Genomic DNA, 16,913 nt, shown 5'->3' with positions numbered 1-16,913 from the left:
GTTTATCCCAGTACTCGTGCGCCCGCCGTATCCAGACGGCAAATATGAACAAAGCCTTCCTGATTTTGCAGGTAATTTTTACCCAGCCAGCCCGCCACCCGCTCAGCCGTGTCCGGTTTGTCGCACAGCGCAAACAGGGTCGGCCCGGAGCCAGAAATGCCGCAGGCCAGCGCGCCAATCTCCAGCGCCGCGCTGCGTGCTTCATTAAAGCCAGGCAGCAGTTTGGTGCGGTATGGCTCGGCAATAACGTCTTTCATCAGTTTCGCCGCCAGCCCAGGCTGACGGGTATAGCAGGCATGAATAAAGCCCGCCAGATGGCGACCGTGCGCGATGCAGTCCTGACGGCGATACTGCGCCGGCAAAATGGCGCGCGCTTCCGCAGTTGACACCTTAATGCCCGGATACGCCAGCACCCACAGCCACTCGTCAAAGCCCGGCACCTGCTGGCTGATGATGCCGTTCTCTTCGATCATCAGCTGCATGCCGCCCAGGAAACAGGGGGCGACGTTATCATAATGGATGCTGCCGGAGATGCGTCCTTCCAGCTCGCCCATCAGGGCCAGCAGACGGGTGTTATTCAGGGGTTTGCCGCAATGTTCGTTCATCGCCACCAGCGCGGCAACCACCGAACAGGCGCTGGAACCCAACCCGGAGCCAATCGGCATGCTTTTTTCCAGCGTCATGGCGACCGGGACGTTTTTACCGATCTCCTGACAAAAACGCTCCCAGCACTGATAGACAATATTCTCGCGCGGCTCGTCCGGCAGCTTGCTGGCGAAACGCCCGACGTTGTTCAGACTGAAGCTGTCCGCAGCCTCTACCGTAACCGTATCACCCAGCAATGCGCCATCCACCGGCGTCACCGCTGCACCCAGCACATCAAACCCGACGCTCATATTGGCGCTGGAAGCCGGGGCATAAACTTTGACCATGTTAAACTCCTAACTTCCATGACAGGGTACGCAGCAGATCGGCAAACACACCCGCCGCCGTCACATCGTTCCCCGCGCCATAGCCGCGAAGGACCAACGGCAGTGGCTGATAATAGTGGCTGTAAAACGCGAGGGCGTTTTCGCCGTTTTTCACTTTGAACAGCGGATCGTTACCGTCTACCGCCGCGACTTTTACCCGGCAGACGCCGTCTTCTTCAATGTTGCCAACATAGCGCAATACCTTGCCTTCATCACGGGCTTTTGCTACGCGAGATGCGAATGCGTCATCCAGCTGCGGCAGATTAGCCATAAAGGTCGCGACATCGCCTGCGTCGTCAAAACTTTCCGGCAGAACCGGCTCGATCACGATATCCGACAGCTCCAGCTCGCGCCCCGTTTCACGGGCGAGGATCAGCAGCTTGCGCGCCACGTCCATGCCGGAGAGATCGTCACGCGGATCGGGCTCGGTGTAGCCCAGCTCACGCGCCACTTTGGTCGCCTCCGACAGGCTCATCCCTTCGTCCAGCTTGCCGAAGATAAAGGAGAGCGAGCCGGACAGGATGCCGGAGAAACGCTGCAGTTCATCACCGGCATTAAGCAGGTTTTGCAGGTTTTCGATAACCGGCAGCCCGGCGCCGACGTTAGTGTCGTAGAGGAACTTACGGCGTGATTTCGCCGCCGCATGGCGCATCTGATGGTAGTAATCCATCGACGAGGTGTTGGCCTTTTTATTTGGCGTTACCACGTGGAAACCTTCGCGTAGGAAGTCGGCATACTGATCCGCCACCGCCTGGTGGGAAGTACAGTCGACAATCACCGGGTTGAGCAGATGGTACTCTTTCACCAGACGGATCAGGCGGCCAAGATTAAACGGCTCTTTCGCTTCCGCTAGCTCTGCCTGCCAGTTTTCCAGATTCAGTCCGTGGACGTTAGTCAGCAGCGCTTTTGAGTTAGCGATACCGCAGACGCGCAGATCGATATGCTTTTTCTTGAGCCACTCCTGCTGACGCTTCAGCTGTTCCAGTAACGCCCCACCCACGCCGCCGACGCCAATCAGGAATACTTCAATCACCTGGTCGGTATTGAACAGCATCTGGTGGGTGACGCGCACGCCGGTGGTAGCATCGTCGTTATTCACCACCACCGAGATAGAACGCTCCGATGAGCCCTGGGCAATGGCGACAATATTGATGTTCGCCCGCGCCAGTGCTGCAAAGAACTTCGCAGAGATGCCGCGCAGGGTGCGCATGCCATCACCGACCACAGAGATGATCGCCAGATGCTCCTGAATAGACATCGGTTCCAGCAGCTCTTCTTTAAGCTCCAGATAAAACTCCTCTTCCAGCGCGCGACGGGCGCGCAGGCAGTCTGTCTGCGGGACGCAGAAGCTGATGCTGTATTCAGAAGAGGACTGTGTAATTAACACCACCGAGATGCCGTTGCGCGACATGGCGGCAAACACGCGCGCTGCCATGCCAACCATGCCCTTCATGCCCGGCCCGGAGACGCTGAACATCGCCATATTATTGAGGTTGGAGATGCCTTTAACGGGCAGACCATCTTCATTACTGTTAGCGCCAATCAGCGTACCTGGCGCCTGCGGGTTACCGGTGTTTTTAATCAGACAGGGGATCTGAAACTGGGCGATGGGAGCAATGGTGCGAGGGTGAAGGACTTTGGCGCCGAAGTAGGAGAGCTCCATCGCTTCCTGATAAGACATGGACTTTAGCAGGCGGGCATCGGGCACCTGTCGCGGGTCGCAGGTATACACGCCGTCAACGTCAGTCCAGATCTCACAGCAGTCGGCCCGCAGGCAGGCGGCCAGCACGGCGGCTGAATAGTCAGACCCGTTACGGCCCAGCACCACCAGCTCCCCTTTTTCATTCCCGGCGGTGAAGCCCGCCATCAGGATCATATGGTCGGCAGGAATTTTGCCTGCCGCAATGCGACGGGTAGATTCGGCGATATCTACGGTGGATTCGAGGTAATGGCCAACAGCGAGCAGTTTTTCCACGGGATCGATCACCGTGACGTTATGGCCACGCGCTTCAAGCAGGCCCGCCATGATGGCGATAGAGAGTTTCTCGCCGCGGCAGATCAGCGCCGCGTTAATGCTGTCCGGGCACTGCCCCAACAGGCTGATACCATGCAGAACGTGTTTGATCTGAGCGAACTCTTGCTCAACGAAGGCTTTAAGCTGGGCGTGAGGAAAACCAGGCTGCGCATCCGCCAGGCCCTGCAGCAGGCTGGCAAAGATCTGTTCAGCGTCGCTGATGTTCACCAGTGCATCCTGGCCCCCGATAGTTTTCTCAATCATCGCCACCAGGTGATTGGTAATTTTAGCCGGGGCAGAGAGTACTGTCGCCACCTGCCCCTGCCTGGCATTACTCTCCAGGATATCGGCAACACGCAGAAATCGCTCTGCATTTGCCACTGATGTACCGCCGAACTTCAACACTCGCATGGTTGTTACCTCGTAATCTTTGGCCGAAAAAAAAGCCCGCACTGTTCAGGTGCGGGCTTTTTCTTTCTTTCCTGTACGCGTCAGCCCGCACCGTTACCTGTGGTAATGATGATGGTGGTGGTAATGGTGGTGATGCTGATGCGTTTCATGGATGTTGTGTACTCTGTCATTATTATCTGTCTGTGCTGTCTGACTCTATTGGTTAAAGCATACGTGCCGGTAAGTCAATGAATTTCTATTTTGATCACATTTTCCGGTGCTTTCACGTATCGCTGCCTGAGTTTTTATTTACGTCCAGATCAGATCGTCCGCAACGTACTTTTTGGAACATTAAACCATAACAAAAAAATATGACAGCGTTTTACTCTGCCAGTTTTTTTTCGATATCGTGCAGTAATCTGTGCAACATTGCCGTGTCTCGCTGTTCCAGAAGGCCTAACCGCTGTTGTAGCCACTCCGCCATTTTTTGATCGTCGGCGACATTCAGCGACGTCAAAAGACGTTCGGTGCGCGCGCGCAGAGCGGAAAGCTGGTTTTCATCCACCTCAGTTGGGGGTAAAACAGGCTGTTGCATCAAGGATGCTAATTGATAGCAGTATACCATCACGGCCTGTCCTAAATTCAGCGACGGATAATCTGCCACCATTGGCACGCCGGTCAGCACGTCCGCGAGCGCCAGCTCATCGTTCGTCAGGCCGGAATCTTCGCGGCCAAATACCAGCGCCATTTTGGGTAGCCACTGGCTTTTTTCTGTCAATAACGGCACCAGTTCAGCAGGCGTGGCGTAGTAATGAAACTTTGATCGGCTGCGTGCAGTGGTGGCAACGGTAAACGAGATATCGTGCAGTGCGTCGGCAAGCGTTTCATAAGCCTTTGAATTATCAAGGATATCTCCCGAGCCATGGGCAACACGACGCGCCGCAGGATCCTTGTGCGCCTCACTGGCGACAATACGTAAATCGGTAAACCCCATGGTCTTCATTGCCCGTGCGGCGGCACCAATATTTTCTGCTCTTGCTGGGGATACCAGTACGATAGACAAATGCATTTATGCTCTCTTTTTAGGCAGTTAGCCGATAAAAATGTGATGGGCATCATCATATTACGCATCACGAATTTACAAATTTGCAACAGAAATCACCGAAATAGCGTTTCACTACAAATTAAAAACACTAAACTATTTCATGATTGAACTTTACGCGGTAATGTTAAAGAATAACGCTTATCCTTATGTTTAATAATGATAATTGTTTCTCAGGATCAATGTTGACATTGGATTCACCTTGTTTATTAATTAACGGTCGCAACTAGTTGGTTTATTGAAAATTTGTGACAAAGGCTAGCAATCCGCTACGATGATTTCATCAAACTGTTAACGTGCTACAATTGAACTTGATATATGTCAACGAAGCGTAGTTTTATTGGGTGTCCGGTGTCACTTAGCCTGTTATGTTGCTGTTAAAATGGTTAGGATGACAGCCGTTTTTGACACTGTCGGGTCCAGAGGGAAAGTACCCACGACCAAGCTAATGATGTTGTTGACGTTGATGGAAAGTGCATCAAGAACGCAATTACGTACTTTAGTCACGTTACGCCGGTCATGTTAATTTGTGGCATGTATCAGGCAGGTCAGGGACTTTTGTACTTCCTGTTTCGATTTAGTTGGCAATTTAGGTAGCAAACATGCAGACCCCGCACATTCTTATCGTTGAAGACGAGTTGGTAACACGCAACACGTTAAAGAGCATTTTCGAAGCAGAAGGCTACGATGTCTTTGAAGCGACCGATGGCGCAGAGATGCATCAAATCCTTTCTGAAAATGATATCAACCTGGTTATCATGGACATTAACCTGCCGGGTAAAAACGGCCTTCTGCTGGCGCGCGAGCTGCGTGAGCAGGCGAACGTTGCGTTAATGTTCCTGACTGGTCGCGACAACGAAGTTGATAAAATTCTTGGCCTGGAAATCGGTGCGGATGACTATATTACCAAACCGTTTAACCCACGCGAGTTAACCATTCGTGCACGCAATCTGCTGTCCCGCACCATGAACCTGGGCACGGTCAGCGAAGAGCGTCGTAGCGTAGACAGCTACAAATTCAACGGCTGGGAACTTGATATTAATAGCCGTTCTCTGGTGAGCCCACAGGGCGATCAGTACAAACTGCCGCGCAGTGAATTCCGCGCCATGCTGCACTTCTGCGAAAATCCGGGCAAGATTCAGTCCCGTGCAGAACTGCTGAAAAAAATGACCGGCCGTGAGCTGAAGCCGCACGACCGTACCGTTGACGTCACCATCCGCCGTATTCGTAAACATTTTGAATCTACGCCGGATACCCCAGAAATCATCGCCACCATTCACGGCGAAGGCTATCGTTTCTGCGGTGACCTGCAGGAGTAATCCCGCAACCCGGCCATAAAAAAACGGCGCTTCCGCGCCGTTTTTTTATTTCCATAGTCGCAGCGAATCGTTATTCGATAACGCGGGCGACAGGGGAAGCGAGTACCCGTCAAGTGGCGTAAGCACAGAGCCAGTGCCAGCTTTCTGCATGCTGTATCTCTGAATTAATGCCACGGCATAATCGGCACCGCGCTCAGGGCGTTTTTCGGTGAACCTTCGACGACTTTATCCGAGTAGGCCAGGTAAGCCAGGGCGTTACGTTTCGCATCATAGAAACGCACCACCTGCAATTTTTTGAACACCAGCGAGGTGCGTTTCTGGAACACCACTTCGCCCTGCGCTTTACCGTTTTTGATCTTCTCGCTCAGCTCAACCGGCCCCACCTGCTGACAGGAAATCGCCGCATCGGAGGTGTCTTCCGCCAGCCCAAGGCCCCCTTTTATCCCACCTGTTTTCGCCCGGCTGATATAGCAGGTCACGTTCTTCACATCGGGATCGTCAAAGGCTTCAACAACAATTTTGTGGTCCGGCCCGAAAACCTTGAACACGGTATCGACAGAGCCAATCTCCTCTGCCTGCACGGTATGCCCCTTCAACAGGAGCAGCGTAGCAACGATCAATGTCTTGTATTTCATATTGTTACCATATTTAAAAATTGAATAGCGTAATTATTCAACAATCATCTAAAAAAAGTAGCAAGATCACAGGATTAGAATATATCTCCGCATTAAGCAGGATAAAGCGCATTTAAGCGCAAAAAAAACACTGAATGCTAAAACATCAAAAAATGCTATTATCCGCTAACCTGTTAGCAGGGTACCTGCTGTTTTAAGGATGAGGATAGTATATGGATCAGGCTGGAATTATTCGCGATCTTCTTACCTGGCTGGAAGGCCATCTGGATCAACCTTTGTCACTCGATAACGTAGCGGCAAAAGCGGGATATTCTAAGTGGCATTTACAGCGGATGTTTAAGGATGTCACTGGTCATGCCATCGGCGCCTATATCCGCGCGCGTCGACTGTCCAAATCCGCCGTGGCGCTTCGCCTGACTGCACGTCCGATTCTGGATATTGCTTTACAATACCGTTTTGATTCACAGCAGACCTTTACCCGCGCGTTCAAAAAACAGTTCTCGTTGACCCCTGCGCTCTATCGCCGCTCGCCGGACTGGAGTTCGTTCGGGATGCGCCCGCCGTTGCGTCTGGGCGAATTCACCCTGCCGAAGCATGAGTTCATTACCCTGCCAGAGACCCACCTGGTCGGCACAACGCAAAGTTACTCTTGCTCGCTGGAGCAAATCTCCGAATTCCGTCATCAAATGCGCGTCCAGTTCTGGCGCGATTTCCTCAGCCATGCGCCGGCCATTCCGCCGCTGCTGTATGGCCTGAACGAGACGCGGCCAAGTCTGGAAAAAGATGACGAGCAGGAAGTGTTCTACACCACCGCGCTTACGCCGGAAATGGCTAACGGCTACGTTCAGGGCTCGAAACCGGTTGTGCTGGAAGGAGGTGAATATGTCATGTTCACCTATGAAGGGCTGGGTACCGGCGTTCAGGACTTTATCATGACGGTGTATGGCACCTGCATGCCGATGCTGAATCTGAACCGCAGGAAGGGGCAGGATATTGAGCGTTACTACCCGCTAACGGATGTTAGACCGGAAGAACGCCCAATCGATCTGCGCTGCGAATACCTGATTCCTGTTCGCCGCTAACGCTGTAGCTCATCTAACGCAGGGGCATCCAGATGCGAGATATCCCCTGCCATCTCCACAATCCACCCTGAGGCCAGCCACGGGCTTTGCTGATAGTCGATGCGGGAAAGCGAGCAGTTGCGCAGACGCAGGCGACGTTCAGCCCATGCCGGCAGCCCGAGGATGGTACTGACCAGACATCCCAATGCCATCCCGTGACTGACAATCAGCGGTCGGCTCCCCTGCGGCAGATCCAGACAGGCCGCCAGCGCCGCGTGCATACGCTCGCTCAGCTCCTGCATCGATTCCCCCTGCGGAATGCGGCCATCTTCGCTGCCGTTAACCAGCGTACGACGCCACGCCTCTTCTTCTTCGGTCAGGGTATCGATAAGACGCTGTTCCAGCACCCCCATATCCAGCTCACGCAGGCGGGCATCCACGGTGACATCGCAGCCGCAGGCCTGCGCGATAATCTCCGCTGTGCGCCGCGTACGACCTAAATCGCTGGCGATGATATGGGTGATGCCCAGGGTTCTGGCACGTTCGCCAACCTGCCAGGCCTGTTCCTCGCCCTTGGCTGTGAGTGGACTGTCTGACTGGCCTTGAATACGTCGCTCGGCGTTCCACTGCGTTTCACCGTGGCGAACAAGGTATACCTGTAACATGCTTTTTTTCCGTTATACTGCGATGATATTTTTAGAGTTAGGCTTAATTATGCACCAGGTTGTCTCTGCTACCACTAATCCTGCCAAAATTCAGGCAATTCTAAGGGCATTTGACGAGATCTTCGGCGAAGGATCCTGCCATATTGCATCAGTCAACGTCGAGAGCGGCGTCCCGGAACAACCTTTTGGCAGTGAAGAAACACGGGCTGGCGCACGAAATCGCGTCGCTAACGCCAGGGCCGCATGCCCTCAGGCTGACTTCTGGGTAGCCATTGAAGCCGGTATCGACGAAGGCAGCACCTTCAGCTGGGTGGTGATAGAGAGCGCTGAACAGCGCGGGGAAGCGCGCTCAGCCACTCTGCCGTTACCGGAGATCATTCTGGACAGAGTTCGTGAAGGTGAACCGCTCGGGCCGGTGATGTCGAAATACACCGGCATCGATGAGATTGGGCGCAAAGAGGGAGCGATTGGGGTATTTACTGCCGGCGCGCTCACGCGTTCCAGCGTTTACCACCAGGCGGTTATTCTGGCGTTAAGCCCGTTTCATAACGCGATTTACCGGTAGATCCTGCGGCACTGCCGGATGGCGGGCTTCACCTTTTCCGGCCTACGGTACACATCGTCTTTTGCAAGCCTGATAAGCGCAGCGCTATCAGGCGTTTTTCAGCAGCACGTTCTCCAGCCACTGGCGCAATTCAACCGGCGCGGATTTCAGGCTGTTTGAGCCGCGGGTGATGGTCGCGATCCCCGCCCCTAACTCGCTTTTCAGCTCGCGCTGACTCATCTCTCCACGCAGCAATTCTTCAATGATTCGCACCCGGGTACCCAGCGCCTCGCGCTCGTCGGGAGTGAGCATCAGCTGTAGCAGAGGCAGATGCAGATCCTGTTCGTATGACTGGCGAAGCAGCTCCACAAAACGAAGCCACTCCTGATGACGTTGCTCGGCCATCGCCGATGAATAAGGGGAATGCTGGGTCATGTTATGCCGCCTTTCGTACTCTTAAACGAGTACAAGCATAACATAACCCTCACCGATCAGTAACGACGTTGCCACTCACTCTCGCTCATCAGGGTGTCTTTCTGTCCCATGAAGTAGCGATAGTAAGCATCATATGCCAGCACATTTTTCACATAGCCACGCGTTTCCGAGAACGGAATGCTCTCGACAAAGGCCACTGCGTCGATGCGTCCGGCGCTGTTGCCAAGCCAGGTGCGCACCCGGCCCGGCCCGGCGTTATAGGCCGCCGAGGCGAAGATACGGTTATCGCCAAACTGGTTGTAGACGCTCTGCAGATAGGTCGTACCAATGTTGATATTGGTCTCTGGATCCAGCAGCTGCGACGGGCTGGTGTAACCTGGAATATTAAACTTCTTCACCGTATGGCTGGCCGTCGCAGGCATCACCTGCATCAGGCCGCTGGCGCCCACCGGCGAACGCACTTTCGGGTTCCAGGCGCTCTCCTGACGGGCGATCGCCATTGCATAACTCTGCGGGATATCTTTGCCACTGGTGTAACGCTTGAACAGATCGTTATAGGCCAGCGGGAAACGCTCCTCAAGATGATCCCACAGCTTACCGGCGATCGTCGCCTGCACGCTGAGATCCCACCAGCGATTATCAAAGGCATAGCGCGCCAGCTGTGCTTTCTCCTCCACGGTACGGCTGGTGACCAGGTTCGCCCATTCGCTGCGGGCGGTGTTGTCCAGATTCCAGTACATCAGCTCGCGCACCCGCGCCATCTCCGGCCCTTGTACCAGCGCGGCGTTAACGCCGGACGGCGCTTTATCTATCTTCAGGGTATACTCTTCGCCAAGCCGCTGGGCCGCCACCATCGGATAGAAACCGCGCTGCTGCATCAGAGCGCGCAGGATCGATTTCGCTTCTTCATCACGTCCCCGCTCCAGCAGGAGATCGGCCTGCCAGTAGCGCCATTCATCTTTCTCTTTTGATTCCATCGGCAGACGCGCCAGCCAGGTATTCAGGCCACGACGATCGCCGTTGCCCAGCGCCATCCGTACGCGTCGCTCCACCAGGGAGGTGGACTGAGAACGCATGATGGCATCATCGCGCCAGCGTGCCTGTTCATCGGTTACATCGCTGCCCATCAGACGCCACGCCACGATATCGCGCAGCTCCTGGGTCTGATCTTCATTAAGCTGCTGCGCCTGGGCAAGGCCTGGGATCATCAGCCGCGCATTCTCCACGTCATCCCGCGCCACGCTGGTGAAAGCCACTGCCGCCATCTGGCGGGTAAAATCGGTGGCGCCCGTGGTTCGGGCAAAATCCATCACCGTTTTCGGATCGTTCGCCAGCTGCATCAGGGCGCTGGAGATGGTCTGATAGTCCGGCGGCATCTGGCCGGCAAGGACTGTCACCAGGCGAGTGTTGCCCGCTTTCATCGCCAGGCGGATCCGCTCCAGATAAGCCAGCGGATCCTGTTTGCCGGAAGCACGCCAGGCGCCAAACAACGAGTCGCAGGCGTTAGGCTGGCTTTTACCGGTAAGCCACAGCGCTTTGGCGCCGTTCCAGGCCTCTTCCTGCTGGCCCGTCATCCACTTCGCGTAATAGTAGTTACACTGCGCTTCGGTAGTGCCGGGTTTCTCCGGGCTAAAGGCCAGCAGGCCACGCCAGTCTTCACGCCGCGCCAGTTCGTTTACAAAGCGCGACTGCAAGGTACGCGCCGGGGGCAGCGTAGGGTTGGCCTGAATAAAGTTTTTGACGGTGATCGTCGGCTGGTTCATCAGATCGCCGGTAAGCTGACGGTATTCCAGATACGGATACAGCGGGTAGTCTTTCAACGTCGGCATCAGAGCCTGCACCGTCTCCATCTGTCGCTGATCCCATGCCTGTTTGATCTGTGCATAGCGGTTACGTTGTTCATCCAGTGAATCGGCTCGCGCCGCGCTGCTGATAGTCAGTACGCAGACGCCGGCAGCCAACAGTTGCCAGACCACTTGTTTGGCTTTTACCACACGCTCATCCTCTGTTAATCGTCGTTAAATGCAGCATCGTGCCGCGCAAAAGCGTAATTAACTTATGCTAACCAGGCATCCCCCAACGCGCCACGTTATGGACACATTTTTACCTTTCTTGCGCGTTTTAACACTCCAGACGTCGATGGCTGGGATTAGACGGGGAAAAAGGCTACACTTCGCCACTATTCTCATCACGATAAAAGAGGCGAAGTCCAACGTGGCTCAATTCGTTTATACCATGCATCGTGTCGGCAAAGTGGTACCGCCGAAACGTCATATTCTTAAAAATATCTCGCTGAGCTTCTTCCCGGGCGCAAAAATTGGTGTGCTGGGTCTCAACGGTGCCGGTAAGTCCACCTTGCTGCGCATCATGGCGGGCATCGATACTGAAATCGAAGGTGAAGCCCGTCCACAGCCTGGCCTCAAAATCGGTTACCTGCCGCAGGAACCGCAGCTGAACCCGGAGCACACCGTTCGCGAATCCGTTGAAGAAGCCGTTTCCGAAGTGGTTAACGCCCTGAAAGGTCTGGACGAGGTGTACGCGAAGTACGCAGAGCCGGATGCAGACTTTGATAAGCTCGCGGCCCAGCAGGGTAAGTATGAAGAGATCATCCAGGCACACGACGGTCACAACCTGAACGTGCAGCTGGAGCGTGCGGCCGATGCCCTGCGCCTGCCAGACTGGGATGCGAAAGTCGCGAACCTGTCCGGTGGTGAGCGCCGCCGCGTCGCGTTGTGCCGTCTGCTGCTGGAAAAACCAGACATGCTGCTGCTCGACGAACCGACTAACCACCTGGATGCGGAATCCGTCGCCTGGCTGGAACGCTTCCTGCACGACTTCGAAGGTACCGTTGTGGCGATCACCCACGACCGTTACTTCCTCGATAACGTTGCCGGCTGGATCCTGGAGCTGGACCGCGGGGAAGGTATTCCGTGGGAAGGTAACTACTCCTCCTGGCTGGAGCAGAAAGATCAGCGTCTGGCGCAGGAAGCCTCTCAGGAAGCGGCTCGTCGCAAGTCGATTGAGAAAGAGCTGGAGTGGGTTCGCCAGGGCACTAAAGGCCGTCAGTCTAAGGGCAAAGCCCGTCTGGCGCGCTTTGAAGAGCTGAACAACACCGAATACCAAAAACGCAACGAAACCAACGAACTGTTTATTCCACCTGGAGCCCGTCTGGGGGATAAAGTCGTTGAGGTAAGCAACCTGCGTAAATCCTACGGCGACCGCGTGCTGATCGACGATCTGAGCTTCTCCGTGCCGAAAGGTGCGATTGTCGGCATTATCGGTCCGAACGGTGCGGGTAAATCCACCCTGTTCCGTATGATGTCCGGTCAGGAACAGCCTGACAGCGGTACCATCACCCTCGGCGAAACCGTGAAGCTGGCCTCCGTTGATCAGTTCCGTGACGCAATGGATAACAGCAAAACCGTGTGGGAAGAGGTTTCCGGCGGTCTGGATATCATGCGTATCGGCAACACCGAAATGCCAAGCCGTGCTTATGTTGGCCGCTTTAACTTTAAAGGGGTTGATCAGGGTAAACGTGTGGGCGAGCTGTCCGGTGGTGAGCGTGGTCGTCTGCATCTGGCCAAACTGCTGCAGGTTGGCGGCAACATGTTGCTGCTCGATGAACCGACCAACGACCTGGATATCGAAACCCTGCGCGCGCTGGAAAACGCCCTGCTGGAGTTCCCGGGCTGCGCAATGGTTATCTCGCACGACCGTTGGTTCCTCGACCGTATTGCCACCCACATTCTGGATTACCAGGATGAAGGTAAAGTGGAGTTCTTCGAAGGGAACTTCACCGAGTACGAAGAGTACAAGAAACGCACGCTGGGCGCCGACGCGCTGGAGCCGAAGCGTATCAAGTACAAGCGTATCTCGAAATAAAAGCAAAACGGCAACTACGGTTGCCGTTTTTTATGTTTGCCCCCTCTCCCTGTGGGAGAGGGTTGGGGTGAGGGCATCAGGCCGCACAAGGTAAAAGCAAAACGGCAACCTCGGTTGCCGTTTTTTATGTTTGCCGGGCAATCAGATGTGCGCTCTACCCCTTCTCTCCCATCATCTCTTTTACCAGCTCCACGCAGCGCAGGAAGCGATTGTCGTAGTCTGCCTCTTCCACGTGCACAAAATCGATATTGTTCGCTTCAAGCATCTCCACCAGCATGGTCTGGAACTCTTTCCTGTCCACCGAACTGCCCAGGCTGCGCATCCCGTCCGCCACCCAGGGGGTGTTGTTCTCAAGCAGGATCACTAAGTCGAAGCGGTACTCGTCGATCAGCGCCTGAACAAAGGGGTGCTCGCGCCCTTCATATTTTTTACAGAACGCCTGGGTAGTGACGAAATCGGTATCAACAAAGGCCACTTTGTTGGCATATTTCACCGCAAAATCAATATACTGCGCGTGACCCAGAGCAATTTTGTCGTAGTCGGAATACTGCAGCGCCATCTCATCGCCGCCGAGGTGAGAGAAGACATAATCCCGACCATACTCCCAGGCGCTGGTGGTGTTGAAGATGTTCGCCAGCTTGTTGACCAGCGTGGATTTACCGCTGGATTCCCCACCGAGGATCGCCACGGTACGCACGAAGAACGGCTTCACTTCCGTTGGAATATATTCCCAGTAGCGGAACGGGTTCTCGCGGATCTGCGCGCCGCTGATGTTCATAAAGGTGCGTTTAGGGTCGATCAACACCGTTTCAGTGCCCAGATGTTCAGGGTACTGCGAGGCATCGGACTCTTCAGAGGTGTAGATCCAGTTTGGCTGGATCCCTTTCTCCTCCATAAAGGCCTTAATGCCGTTGCTCCACACGTCCCAGCCGTGGGGATACGGCTCCATGCCCTCTTCGTTAAAGGCATGAATGCGAATGTTTTTCTGGTATTTAAAGGTCTGCAATAGCCAGCGCAGACGGTCCGGGACAGTCGGCTGCTGGGACATAGCGCTCGCCTCGAACAGCTCGCGGTCACGCTTTTCATCGTAGCCCATGATGATGTGCAGTTCGTCCACCTGACTGCAGGCGCGCTGGATCAGGTAGATATGGCCGGTGTGCAGCGGATAAAACTTACCGAACACCACGCCGATGTTCTTTTGCATTCGCGGAAATTCAAGCCCCAGAAAGCGGTGCAGCGCTTCCAGCTTCTGCGCGCTGGGGCTTTTGATTTTGGCATTCAGCAGCTGGCTTAAATAGCCCTTAGTCATACCGCTGGCTTCCGCCACTTGCTGCAGGGTGCAGCCTTTCTGGCGGATTGCGGTCTTAAGATAGTCAAATGACGACATAAATTACGGTGCCTCCTGCAACAACGAATACGTAATTATAAGTCGTCAAAGACATTTAACGCATCTGCAAGTTTTTTAACGCCAAATACCTTCATTCCTTCCGGCACTTTTTTCGGCACGTTGGCGGCAGGCACAATTGCCCGGCGGAAGCCGTGTTTTGCCGCCTCGGAAATACGCTCCTGGCCACTCGGTACCGGACGGATCTCGCCGGCCAGCCCCACCTCGCCAAAGACCACCAGATCCTGCGGCAATGGACGGTCACGCAGGCTGGAGACCATCGCCAGCAGCAGCGCCAGGTCGGCGCTGGTTTCGGTCACTTTTACCCCACCTACCACGTTCACAAACACATCCTGATCCGCCATCTGCAGCCCGCCGTGACGGTGCAGCACCGCCAGCAGAATCGCCAGGCGGTTTTGCTCAAGGCCCACCGCGACGCGGCGGGGATTGCCCATCATGGAGTGATCGACCAGCGCCTGGATCTCCACCAGTAGCGGACGCGTCCCTTCCCAGACCACCATTACCGAACTGCCGGAGGTAATTTCATCGCCGCGGCTTAAAAAGATAGCCGACGGGTTGCTCACTTCACGTAGTCCCTGTTCGGTCATGGCGAACACGCCCAGCTCGTTGACGGCGCCAAAGCGGTTTTTATGGCTGCGCAGGGTCCGGAAACGGGTGTCGGCATCGCCATCCAGCATCACGGAGCAGTCGATACAGTGCTCCAGCACTTTCGGGCCAGCCAGCGCGCCATCTTTAGTGACGTGGCCGACCATGATGATCGCCACGCCGCGCGTTTTGGCAAAGCGCGTCAGGTAGGCGGCGGTTTCACGCACCTGGGCGACGCTGCCCGGCGACGACTGGATGTCCGCCATGTGCATCACCTGGATGGAGTCGATCACCATCAGCTTCGGCTGCTCTTCTTCCGCAATCATGCAGATCTGCTCGATGCTGGTTTCGGAGAGCATATTGAGGTCGTTGGTTGGTAAACCCAGCCGGTGGGCGCGCATCGCCACCTGCTGCAGCGACTCTTCCCCGGTGACGTAGAGCGTTTTCATCTGCGCCGCGAGTTTGCAAAGGGTTTGCAGCAGCAGGGTCGATTTGCCAGCGCCCGGGTTACCGCCAATCAGAATGGCGCTGCCTGGCACCACGCCGCCGCCCAGCACCCGGTCGAACTCTTTAAAACCGGTGGAGAAGCGCGGCAGAGCTTCGAGGCTGATGTCAGACAACTTCTGGACTTTCGATACCCCCGCGTTGCCCGCATAACCGCTCAGACGCTCGTTACGGGCAACGGTTGGCGAAGCGGCAATACCACGCACTTCGGTGATGGTATTCCAGGCATGACAGGCGCTGCACTGCCCCTGCCAGCGCGGATAATCCGCACCACATTCATTACAGACAAATGCGCGTTTTGGAGCTTTCGCCACGTTTTACCTCTTTATTTCTGCGCGGCCTGCCTGCCGGCTGGCGCTCTCGCCTGGCCGACAGGCAATACCTGTACTATTTCTGGTTTACGCTGCCGGAGAGAATGCAGAACACCCCCATCAGGTCAGCATGACGGATCGTCACTTCCGTCTTTTCGTTCACCGTCGGTTTGGCATGATAGGCGATGCCAAGCCCGGCGACTTTAATCATCGGCAGATCGTTCGCGCCGTCGCCAATCCCCACCGTCTGGTCAATCGGAATGTCATATTTTTCCGCCAGACGCGTCAGGGTATTGGCTTTAAACTGGGCATCGACGATATCGCCAATCACGTTCCCGGTCAGCTTGCCGTCTCTGATCTCCAGCTCGTTGGCGACAACCGCATCCAGGCGCAGCTTGTCGCGCAGGTACTCGGCAAAGAAGGTGAACCCGCCCGAGGCGATGGCCACTTTCCAGCCCAGGGTTTCCAGCTTCAGCACCAGCTGCACCAGCCCCGGCATCAACGGCAGCTTTTCACGCACCTGCATCAGAATATTCGCGTCGGCATCCTTGAGGGTCGCCACACGCTGTTTCAGGCTGGCGGTGAAGTCCAGTTCGCCGCGCATGGCGCGCTCGGTCACTTCGGCCACCATCTCCCCCGTCCCCGCCAGCTTAGCAATTTCGTCGATGCATTCGATCTGAATGGCGGTAGAATCCATGTCCATCACCAGCAATCCTGGCGTTTTCAGGTGAGGGATTTTACCCAACGGCGCGACGTCCAGGCCCGCATCGTGCGCCAGACGGGTGGCACGCTGGGTCAGGGAACCGGCCAGGCGAATCACCTGATAATCTTCCACACACCAGGCCGCCACGATCACCATCGCCGCGCCCAGCTTGCTCTGGTACTGGGTTAACTGCTGTTTATCCAGGCCGCGTCCATACAGCAGCCAGCCGCTACGGCCAGCATGGTAATCCAGTGGCATTACCTCATCACCACTTAATGAGAGCGGCAAGCCTGGCCAGAGAGAGACATCATTGGGCAGGTCGCACCAGGTAATGTTTGGCATTAAAGCTCCTGTAAAATCGTTCGCGCCGGGAATCATCCAGGGGGT

Annotated in this window: 16 protein-coding genes and 1 other annotated feature; of the genes, 4 read left to right on the top strand and 12 right to left on the bottom strand. The window is 55.4% G+C overall.

Translation table 11 applies throughout. The annotated features are described in order from the left end of the window. Positions 1 to 2: 2 nt before the first annotated feature. From thrB to yjjY, 5 genes are all read right to left on the bottom strand, one after another. On the bottom strand, positions 3 to 932 hold the full coding sequence (gene thrB, locus MXM41_RS12970) for a homoserine kinase (protein ID WP_325932385.1): 930 nt from the start codon (positions 930 to 932) through the stop codon (positions 3 to 5). 1 nt (position 933) lies between these two features. Further along, the gene (gene thrA / locus MXM41_RS12965) at positions 934 to 3,396 is read right to left on the bottom strand and encodes a bifunctional aspartate kinase/homoserine dehydrogenase I (protein WP_325932383.1); all 2,463 of its coding nucleotides are present in this window, start codon (positions 3,394 to 3,396) and stop codon (positions 934 to 936) included. Positions 3,397 to 3,421: 25 nt separating this feature from the next. Further along, positions 3,422 to 3,538: a sequence feature (Thr leader region), on the bottom strand. Further along, positions 3,477 to 3,545: a thr operon leader peptide gene (gene thrL / locus MXM41_RS12960; RefSeq protein WP_103181027.1), complete on the bottom strand. Its 69-nt coding sequence runs from the start codon at positions 3,543 to 3,545 to the stop codon at positions 3,477 to 3,479. It overlaps the preceding feature by 62 nt. Positions 3,546 to 3,757: 212 nt before the next feature. Next, positions 3,758 to 4,444, bottom strand: a complete 687-nt coding sequence (locus MXM41_RS12955) for a tRNA/rRNA methyltransferase (protein WP_325932381.1) — start codon at positions 4,442 to 4,444, stop codon at positions 3,758 to 3,760. Positions 4,445 to 4,843: 399 nt separating this feature from the next. After that, positions 4,844 to 4,984, bottom strand: coding sequence for a protein YjjY (yjjY, locus tag MXM41_RS12950; RefSeq protein WP_001541509.1), 141 nt, complete (start codon positions 4,982 to 4,984; stop codon positions 4,844 to 4,846). 95 nt (positions 4,985 to 5,079) lie between these two features. On the opposite strand from yjjY, the gene arcA reads away from it, so the two are divergent. Continuing rightward, positions 5,080 to 5,796, top strand: coding sequence for a two-component system response regulator ArcA (gene arcA, locus MXM41_RS12945; RefSeq protein WP_032616427.1), 717 nt, complete (start codon positions 5,080 to 5,082; stop codon positions 5,794 to 5,796). A 164-nt stretch (positions 5,797 to 5,960) separates the two neighbouring features. On the opposite strand, the gene creA is transcribed toward arcA, so the two are convergent. Beyond that, entirely contained in the window at positions 5,961 to 6,431 is a 471-nt protein-coding gene (gene creA / locus MXM41_RS12940; RefSeq protein WP_325932379.1) for a protein CreA, read from the bottom strand. 212 nt (positions 6,432 to 6,643) lie between these two features. Between creA and robA the strand changes: the two genes are divergently transcribed. After that, positions 6,644 to 7,513, top strand: coding sequence for an MDR efflux pump AcrAB transcriptional activator RobA (gene robA, locus MXM41_RS12935; protein WP_325932376.1), 870 nt, complete (start codon positions 6,644 to 6,646; stop codon positions 7,511 to 7,513). Here the strand turns inward: robA and gpmB are convergent. Beyond that, on the bottom strand, positions 7,510 to 8,157 hold the full coding sequence (gpmB, locus tag MXM41_RS12930) for a 2,3-diphosphoglycerate-dependent phosphoglycerate mutase GpmB (RefSeq protein WP_325932375.1): 648 nt from the start codon (positions 8,155 to 8,157) through the stop codon (positions 7,510 to 7,512). The two genes, robA and gpmB, sit on opposite strands and share 4 nt — an antisense overlap. A 49-nt stretch (positions 8,158 to 8,206) precedes the next feature. Here gpmB and yjjX point away from each other — a divergent pair, with 49 nt between their 5' ends. After that, positions 8,207 to 8,722 (top strand): inosine/xanthosine triphosphatase, encoded by a 516-nt coding sequence (gene yjjX, locus MXM41_RS12925; RefSeq protein WP_325932374.1) that lies wholly within the window; start codon positions 8,207 to 8,209, stop codon positions 8,720 to 8,722. A gap of 87 nt (positions 8,723 to 8,809) precedes the next feature. Here the strand turns inward: yjjX and trpR are convergent, their stop codons facing one another. Both trpR and sltY read right to left on the bottom strand, forming a co-directional pair. Continuing rightward, complete coding sequence (gene trpR, locus MXM41_RS12920) at positions 8,810 to 9,136, bottom strand: trp operon repressor (protein WP_325932373.1); 327 nt, start codon at positions 9,134 to 9,136, stop codon at positions 8,810 to 8,812. A 56-nt stretch (positions 9,137 to 9,192) separates the two neighbouring features. Then, complete coding sequence (sltY, locus tag MXM41_RS12915; RefSeq protein WP_325932372.1) at positions 9,193 to 11,130, bottom strand: murein transglycosylase; 1,938 nt, start codon at positions 11,128 to 11,130, stop codon at positions 9,193 to 9,195. A 220-nt stretch (positions 11,131 to 11,350) separates the two neighbouring features. On the opposite strand from sltY, the gene ettA reads away from it, so the two are divergent. Then, a complete protein-coding gene (ettA, locus tag MXM41_RS12910) occupies positions 11,351 to 13,018 on the top strand; it encodes an energy-dependent translational throttle protein EttA (protein ID WP_325932371.1) in 1,668 nt (555 codons plus the stop codon). 154 nt (positions 13,019 to 13,172) lie between these two features. Here ettA and nadR read toward each other — a convergent pair whose 3' ends face one another. The 3 genes from nadR to serB form a co-directional block, all read right to left on the bottom strand. Further along, positions 13,173 to 14,405 carry a multifunctional transcriptional regulator/nicotinamide-nucleotide adenylyltransferase/ribosylnicotinamide kinase NadR gene (gene nadR, locus MXM41_RS12905; protein ID WP_325932370.1) on the bottom strand — a complete coding sequence of 411 codons (1,233 nt, stop codon included), beginning with the start codon at positions 14,403 to 14,405 and terminating at the stop codon, positions 13,173 to 13,175. A 35-nt stretch (positions 14,406 to 14,440) separates the two neighbouring features. Beyond that, the gene (gene radA, locus MXM41_RS12900) at positions 14,441 to 15,826 is read right to left on the bottom strand and encodes a DNA repair protein RadA (protein WP_325932369.1); all 1,386 of its coding nucleotides are present in this window, start codon (positions 15,824 to 15,826) and stop codon (positions 14,441 to 14,443) included. A 73-nt stretch (positions 15,827 to 15,899) separates the two neighbouring features. Beyond that, positions 15,900 to 16,868: a phosphoserine phosphatase gene (gene serB / locus MXM41_RS12895; protein WP_325932368.1), complete on the bottom strand. Its 969-nt coding sequence runs from the start codon at positions 16,866 to 16,868 to the stop codon at positions 15,900 to 15,902. Positions 16,869 to 16,913 lie beyond the last annotated feature (45 nt).

The organism is Leclercia adecarboxylata, from assembly GCF_035787115.1.
Lineage (GTDB): Bacteria > Pseudomonadota > Gammaproteobacteria > Enterobacterales > Enterobacteriaceae > Enterobacter > Enterobacter adecarboxylatus_E.
The sequence above is the reverse complement of the archived record's forward strand: the minus strand, read 5'-3'. Positions and strand labels throughout refer to the sequence as shown.

Bases quoted from the DNA above. Each gene is read 5' to 3' on its own strand.
- thrB (WP_325932385.1), bottom strand. From the start codon at position 932: ATGGTCAAAGTTTATGCCCCGGCTTCCAGCGCCAATATGAGCGTCGGG.
- thrA (WP_325932383.1), bottom strand. From the start codon at position 3,396: ATGCGAGTGTTGAAGTTCGGCGGTACATCAGTGGCAAATGCAGAGCGA.
- MXM41_RS12955 (WP_325932381.1), bottom strand. From the start codon at position 4,444: ATGCATTTGTCTATCGTACTGGTATCCCCAGCAAGAGCAGAAAATATT.
- arcA (WP_032616427.1), top strand. From the start codon at position 5,080: ATGCAGACCCCGCACATTCTTATCGTTGAAGACGAGTTGGTAACACGC.
- creA (WP_325932379.1), bottom strand. From the start codon at position 6,431: ATGAAATACAAGACATTGATCGTTGCTACGCTGCTCCTGTTGAAGGGG.
- robA (WP_325932376.1), top strand. From the start codon at position 6,644: ATGGATCAGGCTGGAATTATTCGCGATCTTCTTACCTGGCTGGAAGGC.
- gpmB (WP_325932375.1), bottom strand. From the start codon at position 8,157: ATGTTACAGGTATACCTTGTTCGCCACGGTGAAACGCAGTGGAACGCC.
- yjjX (WP_325932374.1), top strand. From the start codon at position 8,207: ATGCACCAGGTTGTCTCTGCTACCACTAATCCTGCCAAAATTCAGGCA.
- trpR (WP_325932373.1), bottom strand. From the start codon at position 9,136: ATGACCCAGCATTCCCCTTATTCATCGGCGATGGCCGAGCAACGTCAT.
- nadR (WP_325932370.1), bottom strand. From the start codon at position 14,405: ATGTCGTCATTTGACTATCTTAAGACCGCAATCCGCCAGAAAGGCTGC.
- serB (WP_325932368.1), bottom strand. From the start codon at position 16,868: ATGCCAAACATTACCTGGTGCGACCTGCCCAATGATGTCTCTCTCTGG.